This is a genomic window from Streptomyces sp. NBC_00236 (genome assembly GCF_036195045.1).
Lineage (GTDB): Bacteria > Actinomycetota > Actinomycetes > Streptomycetales > Streptomycetaceae > Streptomyces.
Window position 1 is genome coordinate 3,241,698 of record NZ_CP108100.1, and the last position, 16,130, is coordinate 3,257,827.

14 protein-coding genes and 1 tRNA gene are annotated in these 16,130 nt (G+C 72.0%); 7 read left to right on the forward strand and 8 right to left on the reverse strand.

The features are described from left to right. Nucleotides 1–31: 31 nt before the first annotated feature. On the reverse strand, nucleotides 32–913 hold the full coding sequence (locus tag OG446_RS14450; RefSeq protein WP_328894418.1) for an aldo/keto reductase: 882 nt from the start codon (nucleotides 911–913) through the stop codon (nucleotides 32–34). Nucleotides 914–926: 13 nt separating this feature from the next. Continuing rightward, nucleotides 927–1,868 carry an NAD-dependent epimerase/dehydratase family protein gene (locus tag OG446_RS14455; RefSeq protein WP_328894419.1) on the reverse strand — a complete coding sequence of 314 codons (942 nt, stop codon included), beginning with the start codon at nucleotides 1,866–1,868 and terminating at the stop codon, nucleotides 927–929. A gap of 70 nt (nucleotides 1,869–1,938) precedes the next feature. Between OG446_RS14455 and OG446_RS14460 the strand changes: the two genes are divergently transcribed. Next, on the forward strand, nucleotides 1,939–2,856 hold the full coding sequence (locus OG446_RS14460) for a LysR family transcriptional regulator (protein ID WP_328894420.1): 918 nt from the start codon (nucleotides 1,939–1,941) through the stop codon (nucleotides 2,854–2,856). A 111-nt stretch (nucleotides 2,857–2,967) separates the two neighbouring features. On the opposite strand, the gene OG446_RS14465 is transcribed toward OG446_RS14460, so the two are convergent. Next, nucleotides 2,968–3,582: a helix-turn-helix domain-containing protein gene (locus OG446_RS14465; protein ID WP_328894421.1), complete on the reverse strand. Its 615-nt coding sequence runs from the start codon at nucleotides 3,580–3,582 to the stop codon at nucleotides 2,968–2,970. 347 nt (nucleotides 3,583–3,929) lie between these two features. Here OG446_RS14465 and OG446_RS14470 point away from each other — a divergent pair, with 347 nt between their 5' ends. Further along, nucleotides 3,930–5,378, forward strand: a complete 1,449-nt coding sequence (locus OG446_RS14470) for an NCS2 family permease (protein WP_328894422.1) — start codon at nucleotides 3,930–3,932, stop codon at nucleotides 5,376–5,378. 82 nt (nucleotides 5,379–5,460) lie between these two features. Here OG446_RS14470 and OG446_RS14475 read toward each other — a convergent pair whose 3' ends face one another. Then, nucleotides 5,461–6,915: an MFS transporter gene (locus tag OG446_RS14475; RefSeq protein WP_328894423.1), complete on the reverse strand. Its 1,455-nt coding sequence runs from the start codon at nucleotides 6,913–6,915 to the stop codon at nucleotides 5,461–5,463. Between the two features lie 200 nt (nucleotides 6,916–7,115). Here OG446_RS14475 and OG446_RS14480 point away from each other — a divergent pair, with 200 nt between their 5' ends. Further along, complete coding sequence (locus OG446_RS14480) at nucleotides 7,116–7,571, forward strand: MarR family winged helix-turn-helix transcriptional regulator (protein WP_328894424.1); 456 nt, start codon at nucleotides 7,116–7,118, stop codon at nucleotides 7,569–7,571. Between the two features lie 39 nt (nucleotides 7,572–7,610). Here the strand turns inward: OG446_RS14480 and OG446_RS14485 are convergent, their stop codons facing one another. The 3 genes from OG446_RS14485 to OG446_RS14495 form a co-directional block, all read right to left on the reverse strand. Next, a complete protein-coding gene (locus OG446_RS14485; protein WP_328894425.1) occupies nucleotides 7,611–8,504 on the reverse strand; it encodes a cellulose-binding protein in 894 nt (297 codons plus the stop codon). Nucleotides 8,505–8,696: 192 nt separating this feature from the next. Then, nucleotides 8,697–11,162, reverse strand: coding sequence for an SUKH-4 family immunity protein (locus OG446_RS14490; RefSeq protein ID WP_328894426.1), 2,466 nt, complete (start codon nucleotides 11,160–11,162; stop codon nucleotides 8,697–8,699). A 5-nt stretch (nucleotides 11,163–11,167) separates the two neighbouring features. Then, entirely contained in the window at nucleotides 11,168–12,145 is a 978-nt protein-coding gene (locus tag OG446_RS14495; protein WP_328894427.1) for an SMI1/KNR4 family protein, read from the reverse strand. Nucleotides 12,146–12,449: 304 nt separating this feature from the next. Here OG446_RS14495 and OG446_RS14500 point away from each other — a divergent pair, with 304 nt between their 5' ends. Further along, nucleotides 12,450–12,983, forward strand: coding sequence for a YwqJ-related putative deaminase (locus tag OG446_RS14500; RefSeq protein ID WP_148019068.1), 534 nt, complete (start codon nucleotides 12,450–12,452; stop codon nucleotides 12,981–12,983). Nucleotides 12,984–12,993: 10 nt separating this feature from the next. Beyond that, nucleotides 12,994–13,536: an SUKH-3 domain-containing protein gene (locus OG446_RS14505; protein ID WP_328894428.1), complete on the forward strand. Its 543-nt coding sequence runs from the start codon at nucleotides 12,994–12,996 to the stop codon at nucleotides 13,534–13,536. A 72-nt stretch (nucleotides 13,537–13,608) separates the two neighbouring features. On the opposite strand, the gene OG446_RS14510 is transcribed toward OG446_RS14505, so the two are convergent. Then, a complete protein-coding gene (locus tag OG446_RS14510) occupies nucleotides 13,609–14,910 on the reverse strand; it encodes a sensor histidine kinase (RefSeq protein WP_328894429.1) in 1,302 nt (433 codons plus the stop codon). A gap of 155 nt (nucleotides 14,911–15,065) precedes the next feature. On the opposite strand from OG446_RS14510, the gene OG446_RS14515 reads away from it, so the two are divergent. Both OG446_RS14515 and OG446_RS14520 read left to right on the forward strand, forming a co-directional pair. After that, nucleotides 15,066–15,926, forward strand: coding sequence for a hypothetical protein (locus OG446_RS14515; protein ID WP_328894430.1), 861 nt, complete (start codon nucleotides 15,066–15,068; stop codon nucleotides 15,924–15,926). A 29-nt stretch (nucleotides 15,927–15,955) separates the two neighbouring features. Then, nucleotides 15,956–16,027, forward strand: a tRNA-Gln gene (locus OG446_RS14520). Nucleotides 16,028–16,130: the final 103 nt, after the last annotated feature.

The following is a 16,130-nucleotide window of genomic DNA, read 5'->3' on the forward strand; positions in this document are numbered from 1 at the left end:
GGCGCGGCGGACGACAGTCTGACGACAGCCCCTAACCGGGTACGGCTTCGAGCCGCGCCAGCTCCGCCTCGGTGAGCTCGGTCTCCGCCGCCCGGGCCGAGTCCTGGACCGATGCCGGACGGCTGGCCCCCGGCACCGGGACGACCACCGGAGACCGCGCCAACAGCCAGGCCAGGGCGATCCGTTGGGGGCTGACTCCACGCTCGGCCGCGATGCGGTGGAAGGCGGTGCCCGTACCGGCCGGGCCCGGCGGCCCGTCGAGCGCGCTGCGGGAGATGCCTCCCAGCGGGCTCCACGGCAGGAAGGCGAGGCCCAGCCTCTCGCTCAGCCGGAGCTCCGGCTCGCCGGTGCGCACGGCGGGCGAGTACCGGTTCTGCACGGAGACCAGGCCGGCGCCGAGGATCGCGTGCGCCTCCCGGATCCCGGCGGTGGTCACGTTGGAGATCCCGGCGGCCCGGATCGTGCCGGCGTCGAGCAGCTCGCGCAGCGCGCCGACGGATTCCGCCCAGGGCACGGCCGGATCGGGCTTGTGCAGCTGGTAGAGGCCGATCGCCTCGACGCCCAGGCGCCGGGCCGAGTCCTCGGCGGCGCGCTTGAGGTGCGCGGGGGTTCCGGTGACCGTCCAGCTGCCGTCGCCGGGACGCCCGCGTCCGCCCTTGGTGGCGACCAGGACGCCGGAGGTGTCGCCGCCGTAACTCCGCAGCGCGCGGGCGAGAAGGAGTTCGTTGTGACCCCTCTCGCCGGCGTGCCAGTGGTAGCTGTCGGCGGTGTCGATGAGCGTGACGCCCGCGTCGAGGGCGGCGTGGACGGTGGCGACGGCCCGCCGCTCGTCCGGGCGCCCCTCGATGGAGAGCGGCATGGCGCCCAGCCCGATGGCGCCGACCGTGATCCTGCCGATGGTGCGCTGTCGCATGACGGGGTGCTCCTCAGGCAGCGGGGGTGGTGGACGCGGTGATGGATTCGGCGGCGGCACCGGGCAGCCAGCCGGTGGTGCGGGAGAAGACGAAACCGAGCTCCTTCGCACGGGTGTTGCTCATGGCGTAGTACCGGTCGAAGGAGAACGGACCGGCCGGCTCTCCCGGGGCCACGGTCCGGTACACGGGCTCCCGGCCCGCTTCCGCGGCAAGGACGGCAGCGAGGCCCCGTACGTCGAGCAGGCCGTCGGAGCAGGCGTTCAGCGGGCCGGTGAACGCGGTGGCCGTCGCCGCCCACAGGAGCAGGTCCGCCAGCTCCTCGTAGTGGATGAAGACGGTGGGCAGCTCACGCGCGAACACGTCGATCTCCGCCCCCCGGACGAGACGGTCGGTGTAGTACGCGAGCCGGCCGGTGAACTCCCGGGCACCGCCGCCCAGTACGTGGGCGCTGCGCACGGAGGCGAACGCGAACCGGCCGTCCCGGGTGAGGACGGACTCGGCCTGTCGCTTGCCCTCGCCGTAGTGGGCGTCGCGGTAGGCCGCGTCGTCCCAGGGCAGGTCCGTCCGCACCGGCCAGGCGGCCGGGTCGACGCGTTCCTCCGGTACGGGGGTGTGCGGCGCGGCTGCCGGAAGGGCGGCGGTCGCCGGGTCGTAGACCTCGATGGTGGACGTCATCACGTAGCGCCGGGTGCGTCCGGCGAAGGCGCGGACGGCGGCCCGGGCCTGCACCGGTGTGTAGCAGACCTGGTCGACGACCACGTCGAACGCACGCGACCCGAGCGCGGCGACGAGAGCGGCCTCGTCGTCGCGGTCGACGACGAGGTGCTCGGCGCCTGGAGGCGGCGGGACCGAGCCGCGGTTGATGACCGTGACCCGGTGCCCGGCCGCCAACAGCCGCTGGACCAGAAGCTTTCCGAAGTACCGGCTACCGCCGATGACGCAGATCCTTTGCATGCCTCCATCCTGGGGACGTACCGTCATCAGCAGAAGTGCCCACTCACTGGATGCGCCATAAGGGAAACTGTTGATCGATGTGCAGCGGCTCCGCGTCCTGCGGGCGGTGGCGGAGCACGGCAGCTTCAACCGGGCAGCCGCGGCCCTGCGTCTCACCCCCTCGGCCGTCTCGCAGCATGTGGCCGCCCTGGAGCGCGGCCTCGGCTCCCAGGTCGTCACCCGCAGCACCCGCGGGGTCAGCCTCACCCCGGCCGGCCGGATCATGGTCGGTGCGGCCGAGTCGGTGGCCGCCGAGATCGAGCACGCGCGGCAACAGGTGACCGAGCTGGGGTCGGGCCGGGTCCAGCTCACCGTCGCGACGTTCACCAGCGGGGGCAGGCTGCTGCTCCCCGGCGCCCTCGCCGAGCTGACGGCGGCCCACCCCGGCACCGTCCTGCACGTCCGGGAGTACGAGCCCGAGGACAGTCTGCCCCTGGTCCGCCGGGGCGCCGTGGACCTCGCACTCGCCTACCACTTCGACGGCCCGCTGCCCGGCCGGACGGGCAGCGGCGGCAGCCCCGCCCCGTGGACCGCGCTCATGAACGACCCGCTGCACGTGGTTCTGCCCGAGGCGCATCGCCTGGCCGGGCGCGAGACGCTCGACCTGGCGGAGCTTGCGGACGAACCGTGGGTGCTCGGCTGCCTCAAGACCGAGGCGTATCTGCGCCGTTACGCCGAGCGGGCGGGCTTCGACCCCGAGGTGCGCGGCACGACGACCGATTACTTCTTCGCCCGGTCACTCGTCGCCGCGCGCATGGGCGTCTCGCTGATCCCGTCCATCGCGCTGACACCGCAGGTGCCGGGCCTGCGCACCGTCCCGGTCACGCCGCCGGCCCCGGCCCGGCACATCGGCGTGGCCACGAGCGGCCACCCCCGCGCCCGTGCGGAGGTCACGGCGCTGGTGCGGGCGCTGCGGAAGCAGGCGGCGGAGCACACCGGACCGCGCTGACGACGAGACGGCACCGGCCGGCGTCCACCGTCCGCCGGAGGGCCGGGCAACCAATGGGGTGCGCAGGGGAGTTCGGCCCGTCGGTTCCAGAGCCGCACCTGACCGCCATGGCTACTCCGGCAGCCTGGCCCAGAAGTGGTCGACGATCTCCTCGACGTAGCGCCGCCCGTCCTCGCCGGAGGCCGTGCTGCCGCTGGCCCGGCTGAGGGTGGCCGCCATGAGGGCCTGGTACTCCTGGTACATGGAGTCCAGCGGCCCGTGCAGTCGTTTGCGGTCCACCGAGATGAGCTTGGCGATGGCGCGGACATGCGCCTGCCAGCGGGTGCTGACGGCTTCGGCGAGCAGGCGGGCGAGTTCGTCCTCCAGCCCGGTGATCGCGATGTGGTCGCGCGGCGGGAGGCCGAGCAGGGTGCCGAGTTTCGCGGACTGCCTCTGGTCACCGGCCCATACGCCGCTCTCCTCCATGCGGACGTAGGAGTCCAGGGACAGGCCCGTGGCGCGGGCGACGTCCTCGGCCGGTATCCCGCGGGCGATGCGGTGCTCGCGCAAGGTGCGCGGGTGCCCCATGACTTCGCTGGGGTGACACCACAACGCGCCCGCGAGGGCGGCGAGTTCATGGGGATCGGGCAGGGCGGAGCCGCGTTCCCACGCCGCGATGTGGTCAGCGGTGACGTGAGCCGTCCCGAAGGACGTCCTCATCGCGTACGCGACGTGTCCGTGGGCCATCCCGAGCTTTTCACGCAGGGCTCGGGCAGCACGCGCATTGAAGGGGGGTGGAGGGTGCACGCACAGAACGTATGGGCATCGTCACCGGAAAAGCCATGACCGCTGTCGCCTGAATCACGGTTTGGCTCCATAGATCACCGGCGATTCCGTAGGAACCGACAGGCCGATTTCAGTCATCAACGTCGTTATACGGCAAGGCATTTGAGGGTGCCGGGGCGGCACGTATGATCCGCTCGCAAGAAGCCGCATGTGTGTTCGTACAACTGCCTGTCACCCCGTGCCGGGCAGCAGCGGCTCCTTCCCTCCATCCCTTCACCCTGCCCGTTGCAGGCCCAGGAGACGTCCCCATGCACCCCAACAAGACCAGCCCGGCCGACATACCGCCGACCAGCTCCGGCGGCAGCGCCCTCGACCGGTTCTTCCGCATCACCGAACGCGGATCGACCTACGGCCGGGAAGTGCGCGGTGGCTTCGCCACCTTCTTCACCATGGCGTACATCCTCGTGCTCAACCCGATCATCCTCGGTGGCGCGAAGGACAAGTTCGGCGACCAGCTGGACACCGTTCAGCTGGTGACCGCCACCGCTCTCGTCGCCGCGGTGATGACCCTGATCATGGGCGTGGGCGGCAATCTGCCCCTCGCCCTGGCCGCGGGTCTGGGCATCAACGCCGTTGTCGCGTACCAGGTCGCCCCGCTCATGGCCTGGGACGACGCGATGGGCCTCATCGTGCTTGAGGGCCTGCTGATCTGCGTGTTCGTGGCGACGGGCCTACGCGAAGCGATCATGCACGCCATCCCGCAGGCGCTCAAACAGGCCATCAGCGTGGGCATCGGCCTGTTCATCGCCTTCATCGGCTTCGTCGACGCCGGCTTCGTCACCCGCATCCCTGACGCCGCGAACACCACCGTTCCCGTCCAGCTCGGCAGCGGCACCCTCACGGGCTGGCCCATGCTGGTCTTCTGCCTCGGCGTGATCATGACGGTCGTGCTCCTCGCCCGCAAGGTCAAGGGCGCCATCCTCATCAGCATCGTCGTGATGACCGTCGTCTCCGTCGTCATCAACTCGCTCGCCGACGTGAAGTCCTGGGGGCTGACCGTCCCCTCGATGCCCGACAAGCCCGTCGCCGCACCGGACTTCGGGCTGCTCGGCCAGTTCGACCTGTTCGGCTCGTTCGGCCAGATCAGCGTCCTGACCGTCATCCTGCTCATCTTCACGCTCATCCTGTCGGACTTCTTCGACACGATGGGCACGGTCGTCGGCGTCACCGCCGAGGCCGGACTCCTCGACGAGAGGGGACAGGTGCCGGGCCTGGGCCGGGTCCTGCTCATCGACGGCGCGGCCGCGGTGGCCGGCGGTGCCGCCTCCTCGTCGTCCGCCACCACCTACGTCGAGTCCGCCGCAGGTGTCGGCGAGGGCGCCCGCACCGGGTTCGCCAACCTCGTCACGGGCGGCATGTTCGCCCTGGCCCTCTTCTTCTCGCCCGTCCTGACCATCGTGCCCATGCAGGCCGCGTCGCCCGCACTGGTCGCGGTCGGATTCCTGATGATGACCCAGGTCAAGCACATCGACTGGGACCGCTACGACCTCGCCATCCCGGCGTTCCTCACGATCACCGTCATGCCGTTCACCTACTCCATCACCAACGGCATCGGCGCCGGCTTCGTCAGCTACGTCATCATCAAGGCGTGCCTGGGCAAGGCCCGTGAGGTCCACTGGCTGCTCTGGGGCACCGCGGCGCTCTTCCTCGTCTACTTCGCGATCGACCCGCTGGAACAGATCCTCGATCTCAAGTAGGCCGCCGGAATACGCCGAGGCGGTCCTCCGGGTGCGCACCGCGCCACCCCGGGGGACCGCCTCGGCGGATTCGGTGTCCGGGTCAGTTCTTGACCGCGGCCACCTCGGGCGAGGCGGGCGCCTCGGCCTTCTCACCGGCGGCGGACGCGCGCACGGCCGGAATGAACGACGAGATCACCACGGCGACGAGGGCGACCCCGCAGCCGAACATCAGGCCGGTACGGAACCCGGCCTCGGAGGTGAAGCTGTAGCCGGCGGTCTCCGTGGTCATCTGGCCGAGGACCGCGCCGATCACGGCGGCGCCGATCGAGGTGCCGAGCGCGCGCATGAGGGTGTTGAACGCGTTGGCGGCGGCCGTCTCGGACGCCGGGACCGAGCTCATGATCAGGGCGGGCATCGCACCGTAGGCGAGGCCGACACCGCTGCTGCTGACCATGAGGAACAGCATCAGGCCCCAGGCGGAGCCCATCAGGGCAATGCCCAGACCGTAGGCCGCCGCGATGACCAGCACGCCGCTGATCAGCGTGAACTTCGGGCCGCGGGCGTCGGTGAGCTTTCCGCCCAGCGGGGAGACGATCATCATCATGATGCCGCCGGGGGCCATCCACAGACCCGCCTGGAGCATCGACTGGCCCAGTCCGTAGCCGGTGGCCTCGGGGAACTGCAGCAGCTGCGGCGCGATCAGCATGCCCGCGTACATACCGAAGCCGACGAAGAGCGACGCGAGGTTGGTGATGAGCACCCGCGGGCGGGCCGTGGTCCGCAGGTCGACCAGCGGGTCCTTGGTGCGCAGCTCCCAGAAACCCCAGGCGACGAGCACCACGACGGCCGCGGCGAACAGGCCGATCGTCGTCGTGGAGCCCCAGCCCCACTCGGCGCCCTTCGAGACGGCGAGGAGCAGGCAGACCAGGCCGGCGGCCAGGCCGAGGGCCCCGGGCATGTCGAAGCGCTGCCCCTTGGCGGCGGCCGGGACGTCCGGGATCAGGAACCAGACCAGGGCGAAGATGGCGAGGGCCAGCACGGCGGAGCCCCAGAACAGCACCCGCCAGTTCGCGTACTGGGCGACCGCCGACGCGACCGGCAGGCCGAGGGCGCCGCCGATACCGAGGGAAGCACTGACCAGGGCGATGGAGGAGCTCAGCTTCTCCCTCGGCACCACGTCACGGAGCAGGGCGATGCCGAGCGGCACCATGCCCATGCCCATGCCCTGCAGACCGCGTCCGACGATCATGGGGACGACGGTCGACGAGAGCGCGCAGACGACCGAGCCGGCGAACAGCGGCACCGCGCACACCAGCAGCATCCGGCGCTTGCCCAGCAGGTCGCCCAGCCGCCCGGAGACCGGCACGCACACCGCCGAGACCAGCAGGGTGGCCGTGATCACCCAGGCGGCGTTGGAGGACGTCGTGTCGAGGATTTTCGGCAGCTCCGCGATGAGCGGCGTGACCAGGGTCTGCATGACCGCCGCCACGGTGCCGGCGAAGGCGAGCGTGGCGATCACACCGCCTGATCTGGCTGTCGGCTGGGGGGCATCCATGAGGGAGGAACTCCTTGGGGTCGAGGTCCCGTCTACCGGGACAGCGACGTGCATCGTACATGCCTAATGTGTCATACACATTCCATGCGTCATGCACATCGCATGAGAGCATGGGGCGTCGCCCGGCATCCGACGTGCGACCGATCCCGGCGCGGAAGCAGCAGAGGCAGCAGAGGCAGCAGAGGCAGGAGGCCGCAGACATGCCGAGGCCCACAGAAGAGGTGGAGTACGAGCAGATGCTGCTCGGGCGTCACAGCCTCGCCCATCACCGGGGCGGACGCCACAAGTACGCCCTCCTGGACCGGAGCGCCTACACCCTGCTGAGCCGCCTCCGCGTCCAGGGCCCCATGTCCAACGGCGAACTGAGCGACGCCTTCGGCCTCGACGCCTCCACCCTCAACCGCCAGACCGCCGCCCTGACCCGCGCCGGACTGGCCGAGCGCATCGCCGACCCCGACGGCGGCATGGCCCGCAAGTTCCGCATCACCGACAAGGGCACGGAACTGCTCGACGCGGAACGCGAGCGCGTCGTCCAGTCGCTGGACCAGGTCATGAAGGACTGGCCGGACGACGACATCGCCGCCTTCGCCGGCTACCTCAAGCGTTTCAACACCGGGATCGAGCAGATCTCCCAGCGCCCCTGGCCACGCCCCTGACCCGGGCGCGCCCGCCCCGCCCCGGACACCCCGGCCCGTTCAGTCCTCCGCCGGAGCCACCCGCCCGGTCAGCGCCGCCAGCGAGTTGCGCACGTGCGCCATGTGCGCCTGCACGTCCTCGCGCCCCTCCTCGTGCTCACGCAGGATCCGCTCCGTCTCCCGAACGACCCGCTCCTCACGGACCCGGGCCGCCGCGATCAGCTCGGCCGCCTGCGCCGCCGCGTCCTCCTGGCCGTGGCGCGCGGCCTCCTCCGCCTCGGCCAGCGCGCGCCGCGCCCCGGCGAGACCGGCCTCCGCACGCTCCGTCAGCTCCGCGTGCTCCGCCTCCTGCGCCGCCCCGGCCTCCGCCAGCTCCTCCCCCAGAGCCTTCCGGCGCTCACCGTGCTCCTGCTCCTGATGGGCCAGCACGCTGTCCGTACGGCTCACGGTCGCCGCCATCGCGGCCTGCGCCTCCTCGCGGACCTGCGCGGCCTCCAGCCGGGCCGCGGCCAGTTCCTCACCCGCGGTGCTCTCGGCAGCGGACAGCACCTGCTCCGCACGGGCCGTCGCCGCCGCGCGCATCGCCTCCGCGTCGGCCCTCGCCGACTCGCGCAGGGTCCGCGCCGCCGCGTCCGCCTCGTCCCGCAGCGCCTGCGCCTCCTCCGCGGCGGCAGCCCGAACGGTCTCCGCCTCGCCCTCGGCCAGCGCCAGGATCTGCTGCGCCCGCTCCCCCAACGAGGCATAGTCCTGCGGTGCCAGCGCGGCGACGGCCTCGTCCAGCCGCGCCGACTCGGCGACCAGCCGCTCCGCCAGCGCCGTCAGCCGCGCCACCTGATCCCGCGCCCCGTCCCGCTCCGCCGACAGCGCGGCCACGGTCCGGTCCACCTGCTCCGGACGGTAACCACGACCGCGTACGCCGACGAAGCCGTGCGCGGACACCGGTGCAGAACTCATCCTTGACGCCTCTTTCCGACTCTCCGACCACTGAGCAATACGTCAAGGATGCGGCAATTGGTCAAGAAGTCGGAATCGTTTCGATGCTTTCAGGACGGAAGCGACAGGCATCACAGCCCACGGAACGGACGTGGCGCCCCTCCCCCGAAGGGAAGAGGCGCCACACCCCGCACCACCGCGACGGCCGGGCCGTCAGATCAGCCCGTCCCACATCTGCTCCAGCAGGACCGACCACCAACTCTCCGGCGACGCCAGGGCCGCCGGGTCGACCGCCACCAGCTGCGCCTGGAAATCCACCGTCCAGCGACCCGCCTGCTCGGGGTTCAGCCCGTACCGCAGCCGCCACATCCGGCCGAGCAACGCCATGCAACGCGTGAACTCCGGCAGCCCCGTGTTCACGAACTGCGGCGCCACCGACTGCCCGCCGGGGCCCGCCTCCACCGGCACGGCCACGATGTTCGCCGTCCCGTACTGCACACAGATCGCCCGGCCGAAGTCCGAGCCCATCACCAGGTACGACCCCGCGTCGGGAGCCGCCTGCACCTGACGCTGCGCCGCCAGCTCCGCCAGCGTCGGCACCACCGGCTGCCCCGGCTGCGCCCAGAAGAACGGCCCGAAGTCGGCGGGCAGCCCCGCCCACACCAGGGTCCGCGCCACGATCTCCGGCACACCCTGGCGGGACACCGCGCGCTGGTCGAAGCGCAGCACCCCCTGCGGACCGAACGTCTGCAGCATCTCCTCCGCGATCGCCTCCGGCGGGACCTGCATCGGCGGCGGCGCCTGCGGCAGCGGAGCCCGCACCGGCGCCGGCCGCGCCGGACCGTCCGCGACCTGGTGCAGCTCACCCTGATGGGTCAGCAGATGCTGCATGCCCTGCTGCCGGCTCGCGTGGTCCGTCCCGTACGGAGCGACGCTCGTGATCCGCACCTGCGGCCACGTCTCACGGATCATCCGGGCGCAGTAACCACCCGGCAGCTCGCACGACTCCAGCTCCGTGTGCAGTTCGATGACCTGCTGCGGCGGCACGTTCATCGCCCGCAACTCGTGCAGCATCTGCCACTCGGGGTGCGGAGTGCCCGGCGCCGAACGACGGATCAGCTGCTGCTCACTGCCGTCCGGCCCGCGGTACCGCAGCACGGCCTGGTAACCGGGGCCGACGGTCGGCTGACCCGTCGGCGCCTGCGGATACCCGTACGCGGGAGGCGGAACGGGGCCGGGGGCCCCGCCCAGCGAACCGCCCTGGCCCATCGGCGCACCGGGCGGACCCGGCGGACCGGGCGGACCCGGCGGCTGCGGAGCCGACGGCCCGGCCGGGCCCGGACTCGCGAGCATCGTCGCCGCATGGTGGACGTTGCCCCCACCGGGCGGCGGCGTGGAACCGGGCGGCGCGGGCGGCTGCGGAGCACCCGGGGCCCCGGGAGCGCCGGGCGGCTGCGGAGCACCGGGTACGCCGGGCGGACCCGGCGGACGCGGCACGGACGGACCGGACGCGTTCGGGTCGGCGAACATCGTCGCCGCGTGGTGGACGTTGCCCCCACCGGGCGGCGGCGTGGAACCGGGCGGCGCGGGCGGCTGCGGAGCACCCGGGGCCCCGGGCGGCTGCGGAGCACCGGGCGGCCCCAGCTGCGACACGAGCTGCGTCGGCACGTACCCGCCCGCCGGAGCACCCGGCGTACCGGGTCCCGAGGGAGGCGGCAGCGGCGCGCCGGGCCGGGCGCCCGGCGTACCGGGGGCGCCGGGCGGCGGCGGGGTCGTCGAACCACCGCCACGCGCACCGCGCGGCGGCACGACCGCCTTGCTGGTCGCCTCGTCGGAGATGTCACCGGAACCGGAACCCGGCCCGGGACGGGGCCCCGGAGCGGCCGGGCTGCCCGGTGCGGCAGCGCTCGGCGCAGGGCCGCCCGGCAGCGGAGCCGGCGGAGCACCGGGGCCGCCCTGCGGCGGCAGGCCCGGCACGATCGCCGTCGCGGGCAGCTGACTGCCTCCCGACATCAGCGCCGTCGGAGCATCAGCGGACACCACGCGGGGCGGTGCGCCCTCGTCGTCGGCACCCGAGAGCGGCGGCGCGAACACGGTGGCCGGCAGCCCCACCTCGCCCTCGTCGGACCCGGCGTTGGTGTCGGTCCCGGCCCACGGCGTGGCCCCGACGGGCGGCTGCGGCGCGGACGCCCGAACGCCCGGGGAGGCCGTCGGCTCGTACGGGACCGGCCCGCCCTGCGAAGAGGGGGCAGGGGATGCGGGCCCGGGCGGAGGTGTCTGCCCCGCCGCTTCCGCCCGCCGGTCCGGGATACCCAGCTTGTCGGCCGCGTCCTGGAGCCACTCCGGCGGGCTCAACAGGAACGACGTCTGGTTCAGATCGATACGCTGCGGCGGCTCGGGGGCCGCGGGCGCACCGGCCGCCGACCCGTACTCCTCCTCGTACCGCCGGATCACCTCACCCACCGGCAGTCCCGGCCACAACGTCGCCTCGCCGCTGTCCCGGGCGATCACCAGCCGCTGCCGGCCGCCGTCCGACACCGGGCCCTCGGCACGGTCCTCGGCCCACACCACGAAGCCCAGCTCGAACTCACGCACCCGCACCTCCTGGTGCTGGTACGCCGGAACGTCACCGTTGACCCACTCGTCCGCGCGCTCCTGCGCCTGCGCAAAGGTCACCATCGCGCTCACCCCTCCACCGGGACAGCACGCGCGAAGCCGCCGTCCACCATCAGGTTCGCCACCGTCTCCAGCTCCGGCGGATTACCCGCGAGCCGCTGAAGGAACGCGTCGAAATCGGCGCCGCACGGCAGCAGCAGCCGATCCACCCGCTCCTGCACGCTCCAGCCGTCCCGGTCACGCGCGTCGTCGTACGCACAGAACCAGACCGAACCCACGCCGTCCCCGCGGACCTTCACCGCGAGAATACCGCCCTGGACGAAAGCGACGCCCAGATAGTCCTTGGTCAGATGGTCCCGCAGGCACTTGTTCACATAGACCAGATCGTTCACGCCCGCTTCCTCGCGCACCGTGAAGAACGGCTGGTCGACCAGGAGACCGAGCTCAGCATCGAGCGCCGCACCGAACGGAGCCGAGCCGCCCGCCGCCTTCAGGAACGAGCGGTACGCACCCGGCAGCCGGTAGCCGAGGTCCTCCTCGACACCCTGGATCTGCTGCTCGGTGACCGCCACGGCGCCCCTGGGCAACCGGAAATGGGTCGGCCGGGTCTCCTGCAGCGGGCGCGTACCCCGCTTGTTCTGGTCCACCGCGGTCGTCGCCAGTCCACCGTGGTGCCGGAGCAGCGCCTTCACCTCCACCGGGACCAGCTCCATCCGCCGGCCGCCCGGCACGTGGTGCCAGGTCCAGCCGTGCGGAGTGGCCACCGCGGGAATCGTGTCCCACAGATCATGGCCACTCGCCGCCAGCGCAGCGTTCGCCGACACATAGTCCGTGAGCCGCAGCTCGTCCACGCCGAACCCCTGCGGAGGCTCGGCGATCTCGGCGGCGGCGCGCGCGTAGGGCGCGAAGTCCGGACAGCCGTTCCCGTCCATACGCACACCTCTGGGGTGGCGGGACGCCCGGACAGGATCCGGGAAGTGCACGAGCTGCCCGGCGTAGGCCGCGTTCGGTGGCGCGGCTTGCTGCCCGAGCCGACCTGTCGTCATGGCGGTTGCCCCCTGCTGCGTCTGGCTGATGAGGACCGACCTGCCCACGGGGGCGGTCCAGGCACAGCCTATGCGGTGAGCCCGGGACAGGCCCCGCCCCTCCGCCCCACGGCCACTTCCGTCACCAACCGTCACAACCGGGTGACGGACGAGCGACGATCGGGCCACTGGAGCGCGACACGCAGACACGTTTCGTCGACCCCGCTTTCACAGGACCCGACACATTTGGCAGGCTGTCACCCGCATACACGGGGGCGTGCACATTCGGCAGCAGCCGCTGCGGGCACGGGAGGGACACAGCACCATGCACACCGCACACTCTGCACAGACCGTCACCACCGGGGACCCCCGACTCAGCTGGAGCAGCAACGAGACCGGCCACACCCCGCGCCTGATCCACCGCCGCGACGGCATCCTGCCCGCGGTGGCCGCAGCGCTGTCCGTACGCGGGGAAACACTCACCTGCACCGCCGGCAAGGGCGACCAGCCGCCCGTCCTGCACCACCTCGTCCAGGACTTCCTGGACACGCTCCCCAGCGGCCAGCGCGAACGCTTCACCGGCCGCTGCCCCGAGGCCATACTGCTCTCCCGGCACCTCACCGCCGCCGAGTCCGGCCGCTCCAAGCGGGCCCAGCGCAAGCCCCTCACCAACGGCGAGGCCCGGCGCGCCCTCAAGCACGCCCGGCTCACCGCACGCCGGATCCGCGAGGACGGCGACCCGCTCCACGGCAGCTACGCGGCACCCTGCCGCTCCTGCTCCGTGATGCTCGCCCACTTCGGCGTACGTCCCGTCGACCTCACCACGACCGGAGCGGCGACGACCGCCGAGAAGGGCTGACAGCGCCCCCATGCAGGACCGAACCGACCTCCCCGACCTCCCCGCGCAAACAGGCGCGGCGAACCACGACCGCCACAGCTCCACCCGCTTCCCGGTCGCCGTCGACGCCGCCCTGCGCGCCGCCGGCTGGGAACCCGGCCGCTGGGACATCCGCCAGGCCGAGGAGTGGGCCGACGCCCTGCGCTCCCACGCCTCACCCGCCGGACACCAGCACGCCGTCTTCCCCGCCGCGGTCGAGGCCTGGGCCGAATTCGGCGGGCTCCTCATCACCGCCACCGCGCCCGGGCGGCAGATCGCGCCGCCCTCCGTACGGATCGACCCGCTGAGCGGACTCCACCTCGCCCGGACACTGGGAGACCTCGGCCGCGCCCTGGAGACCGAGGTCGCGCCCCTGGGCGAGGAAGGGGACGCGCAGGCCGTCCTCGCGATCGACGCGGAGGGACGGATCTACAGCATCGACCACACCGGCGACTGGTACCTGGGACCCGACATCGACAGCGCCCTGGCCGCACTCGTCGCCGGCATCCAGCCGGAGCGCCTGGTCTCCGGCTGAGCCCGCGGCCGCCGGGGCCCGGTCCGGACCGCAAGCCCTGCGCCGCGTCGACGTCCGGCAGGACGGCAGGCCCTACGCCGCGTCGACGTCCGGCAGGACGGCCGACACCCGGAAGCCGCCCGCGTCCGTCGGACCCGACACGAAGACGCCCCCCAGCCCGAGCACCCGCTCCCGCATGCCGACGAGCCCGTTGCCTCCGCTGGGCAGACCCGCGTCCGCCGTCGCCGCGTCCGAGGGGCCGTTCTCCACCTGCATGGCGACCTCGGCGTCCCGGTGGGCCAGGCGCACCCACGTCTTCGCGCCCGCCGCGTGCTTGTGCACGTTCGTCAGGGCCTCCTGGACCACCCGGTACGCCGTCTGTTCGACCTCGGGCGCGTACGGCCGCGCATCCCCCTCCACCGAGAGCTCCACCGTCATCCCCGCCGCCCGCGACTCCCCCACCAGGGTCTCCACCTCATCCAGGCGCGGCCCGTCCTCCGTCGCCACCGGCACCGCACGCCCCACGGACGCCAGCGGGACCTTCGTCACCCGCGCGACCATCGGCTCCCCGGTCCGCAGCACCCCGAGCATCTCGCGGAGCTCCGTCAACGCCTGCCGCCCCATGTCACCCACCAGCGCCGCGTTCCGCACCGCCTTCGCCGGGTCCTTGGGCGCCACCGCCTGCAGAGCCGCCGCATGCACCACCATCAGGCTCACCCGGTGCGCCACCACGTCGTGCATCTCCCGGGCGATCCGGGTCCGCTCCTCCGTACGCGCCCACTCCGCCCGTTCCTCCGCCCGGTCCGCGAGCAGCGACAGCTCCCGCTCCAGCGAGTCCGCCCGCTCCCGCAGACTCTCCATCAGCCGGCGCCGCGCCCCTATGTAGAGGCCGAACAGCACCGGCGGCGCGGTCAGGCCCACCGCCATGAAGAGGGACAGCATCGGCACGTACCAGTCGCCGGGGCCGAAGTCCGCGTCGGCGTCGACGCCCTGCCGCAGCCGCACATAGGTGACGATGAACGTCCCCACCAGCTGCATGCTCATCAGCACCGCGGTGATCCGGCGCGGCACATCGGACGCGGCCAGCGTGTACAGGCCGACCAGACCCATCAGGAAGCCCATCTCGGCCGGCGTCGTCGCGATCGACACGAGCACCACGGCGATCGGCCACTTCCGGCGTACCAGCAGCACCGACCCCGCGAGCAGCCCGAACACCACCCCCAAGGGCACCGGCAGTCCGGTGTCCCCCGCGAACGTCACCCCTTCCAGCGCACACTCCAGCGCCGAGACCAGCGCCAGTCCTCCGTCCAGTGCGACACTCCGTCGCCGTTCCCACCACCAGTAGCCGCGGGTGGTCGATCCCGCCGCCTCCCGGTCTGCCCCCGTTGCGGTCATGGCATCCAGCGTACGGGCGGCCGCACCTCATTTTCGGGTGACCTGCGCAGCACGTCGGGACGTCGAACGGATTCGAATCATGTGCTCATCACCCGATCCGGCGAACGCCAGTCGAATCCCCGGCGGACGTCCGCATTCCGGACGACGATCACCGCATGACGGAAGAACTGACGAAATACGGCGACTTCGAAGGCTTGCGCGCCCAGGCCGTCGCCCTGCGCCGGGAGGGCCTCAGCCGCCGCCAGATCCGCGACCGGCTCCAGCTCCACAACAACGTCCTCCTCAACCGCCTGCTGGAGGGGGAACCCGCGCCGGAGTGGACGAAGCGCCCCAACGCCAAGGACGACCTGCGCGCCAAGGCGCGGGAGCTGCGACTGGAGGGGAAGACGTACGACCAGATCCAGGTGGAGCTGGGGTGCTCGAAGAGTTCGATCTCGCTGTGGGTGCGGGATCTGCCGAAGCCTGAGCGCAGCCGGACCGCAGCAGAACAAGCGCGGCTCGCCGGGCGGCTCCGCTGGGACCACGAGCTGGCCATGCGGGACACCGAACGGCAGAAGACGAAGGCCGAGGCCCGGAGCGAGATCGACACCATGACGGACGCGACGCTCCTAGCCGTCGGCACGGCCCTGTACTGGGCGGAGGGCACGAAGGACAAGCCCTACGACCGACGCGAGACCGTCACATTCATCAACAGCGACCCCAGCGTGATCAAGGTGTACCTCGCATGGCTACGCCTTCTCGACGTCGAGCCCGAGCGCCTTCGCTACCGGCTCATGATCCATGAAACGGGCGATGTCGAGGGAGCCGAGAAGTACTGGGCGGATCTGGTAGGCATCGACGTCGCGTCCCTCCAGAAGACCACGCTCAAGAAGCACAACCCCAAGACCGTTCGGAAGAACGTGGGTGTCTCCTACCGGGGCTGCCTGGTAGTCAAGGTCTCTCAAGGGGCTGACCTTTACCGTCGCATCGAGGGCTGGTGGTACGGCATAGTGGATGCCACGCCTTCCGCCGGGTGACCATTTGTCCGGTTTAATGGCGTTTGCCATCCCCTATGGTGTAATCGGCAACACGAGTTACTTTGGATAACTTGTTCCAGGTTCGAGTCCTGGTAGGGGAGCTTCCAACTGCGGGCCCCGACCGAACCGGTCGGGGCCCGCACTCATGCCCGCCCCCGTACCGGCCGAACAGCCCCCCGGTATCCTGCGGATGTCCATCACCCG

Bases quoted from the DNA above. Each gene is read 5' to 3' on its own strand.
- OG446_RS14450 (WP_328894418.1), bottom strand. From the start codon at position 913: ATGCGACAGCGCACCATCGGCAGGATCACGGTCGGCGCCATCGGGCTG.
- OG446_RS14455 (WP_328894419.1), bottom strand. From the start codon at position 1,868: ATGCAAAGGATCTGCGTCATCGGCGGTAGCCGGTACTTCGGAAAGCTT.
- OG446_RS14465 (WP_328894421.1), bottom strand. From the start codon at position 3,582: ATGGCCCACGGACACGTCGCGTACGCGATGAGGACGTCCTTCGGGACG.
- OG446_RS14470 (WP_328894422.1), top strand. From the start codon at position 3,930: ATGCACCCCAACAAGACCAGCCCGGCCGACATACCGCCGACCAGCTCC.
- OG446_RS14475 (WP_328894423.1), bottom strand. From the start codon at position 6,915: ATGGATGCCCCCCAGCCGACAGCCAGATCAGGCGGTGTGATCGCCACG.
- OG446_RS14480 (WP_328894424.1), top strand. From the start codon at position 7,116: ATGCCGAGGCCCACAGAAGAGGTGGAGTACGAGCAGATGCTGCTCGGG.
- OG446_RS14485 (WP_328894425.1), bottom strand. From the start codon at position 8,504: ATGAGTTCTGCACCGGTGTCCGCGCACGGCTTCGTCGGCGTACGCGGT.
- OG446_RS14490 (WP_328894426.1), bottom strand. From the start codon at position 11,162: ATGGTGACCTTTGCGCAGGCGCAGGAGCGCGCGGACGAGTGGGTCAAC.
- OG446_RS14495 (WP_328894427.1), bottom strand. From the start codon at position 12,145: ATGACGACAGGTCGGCTCGGGCAGCAAGCCGCGCCACCGAACGCGGCC.
- OG446_RS14500 (WP_148019068.1), top strand. From the start codon at position 12,450: ATGCACACCGCACACTCTGCACAGACCGTCACCACCGGGGACCCCCGA.
- OG446_RS14505 (WP_328894428.1), top strand. From the start codon at position 12,994: ATGCAGGACCGAACCGACCTCCCCGACCTCCCCGCGCAAACAGGCGCG.
- OG446_RS14510 (WP_328894429.1), bottom strand. From the start codon at position 14,910: ATGACCGCAACGGGGGCAGACCGGGAGGCGGCGGGATCGACCACCCGC.
- OG446_RS14515 (WP_328894430.1), top strand. From the start codon at position 15,066: ATGACGGAAGAACTGACGAAATACGGCGACTTCGAAGGCTTGCGCGCC.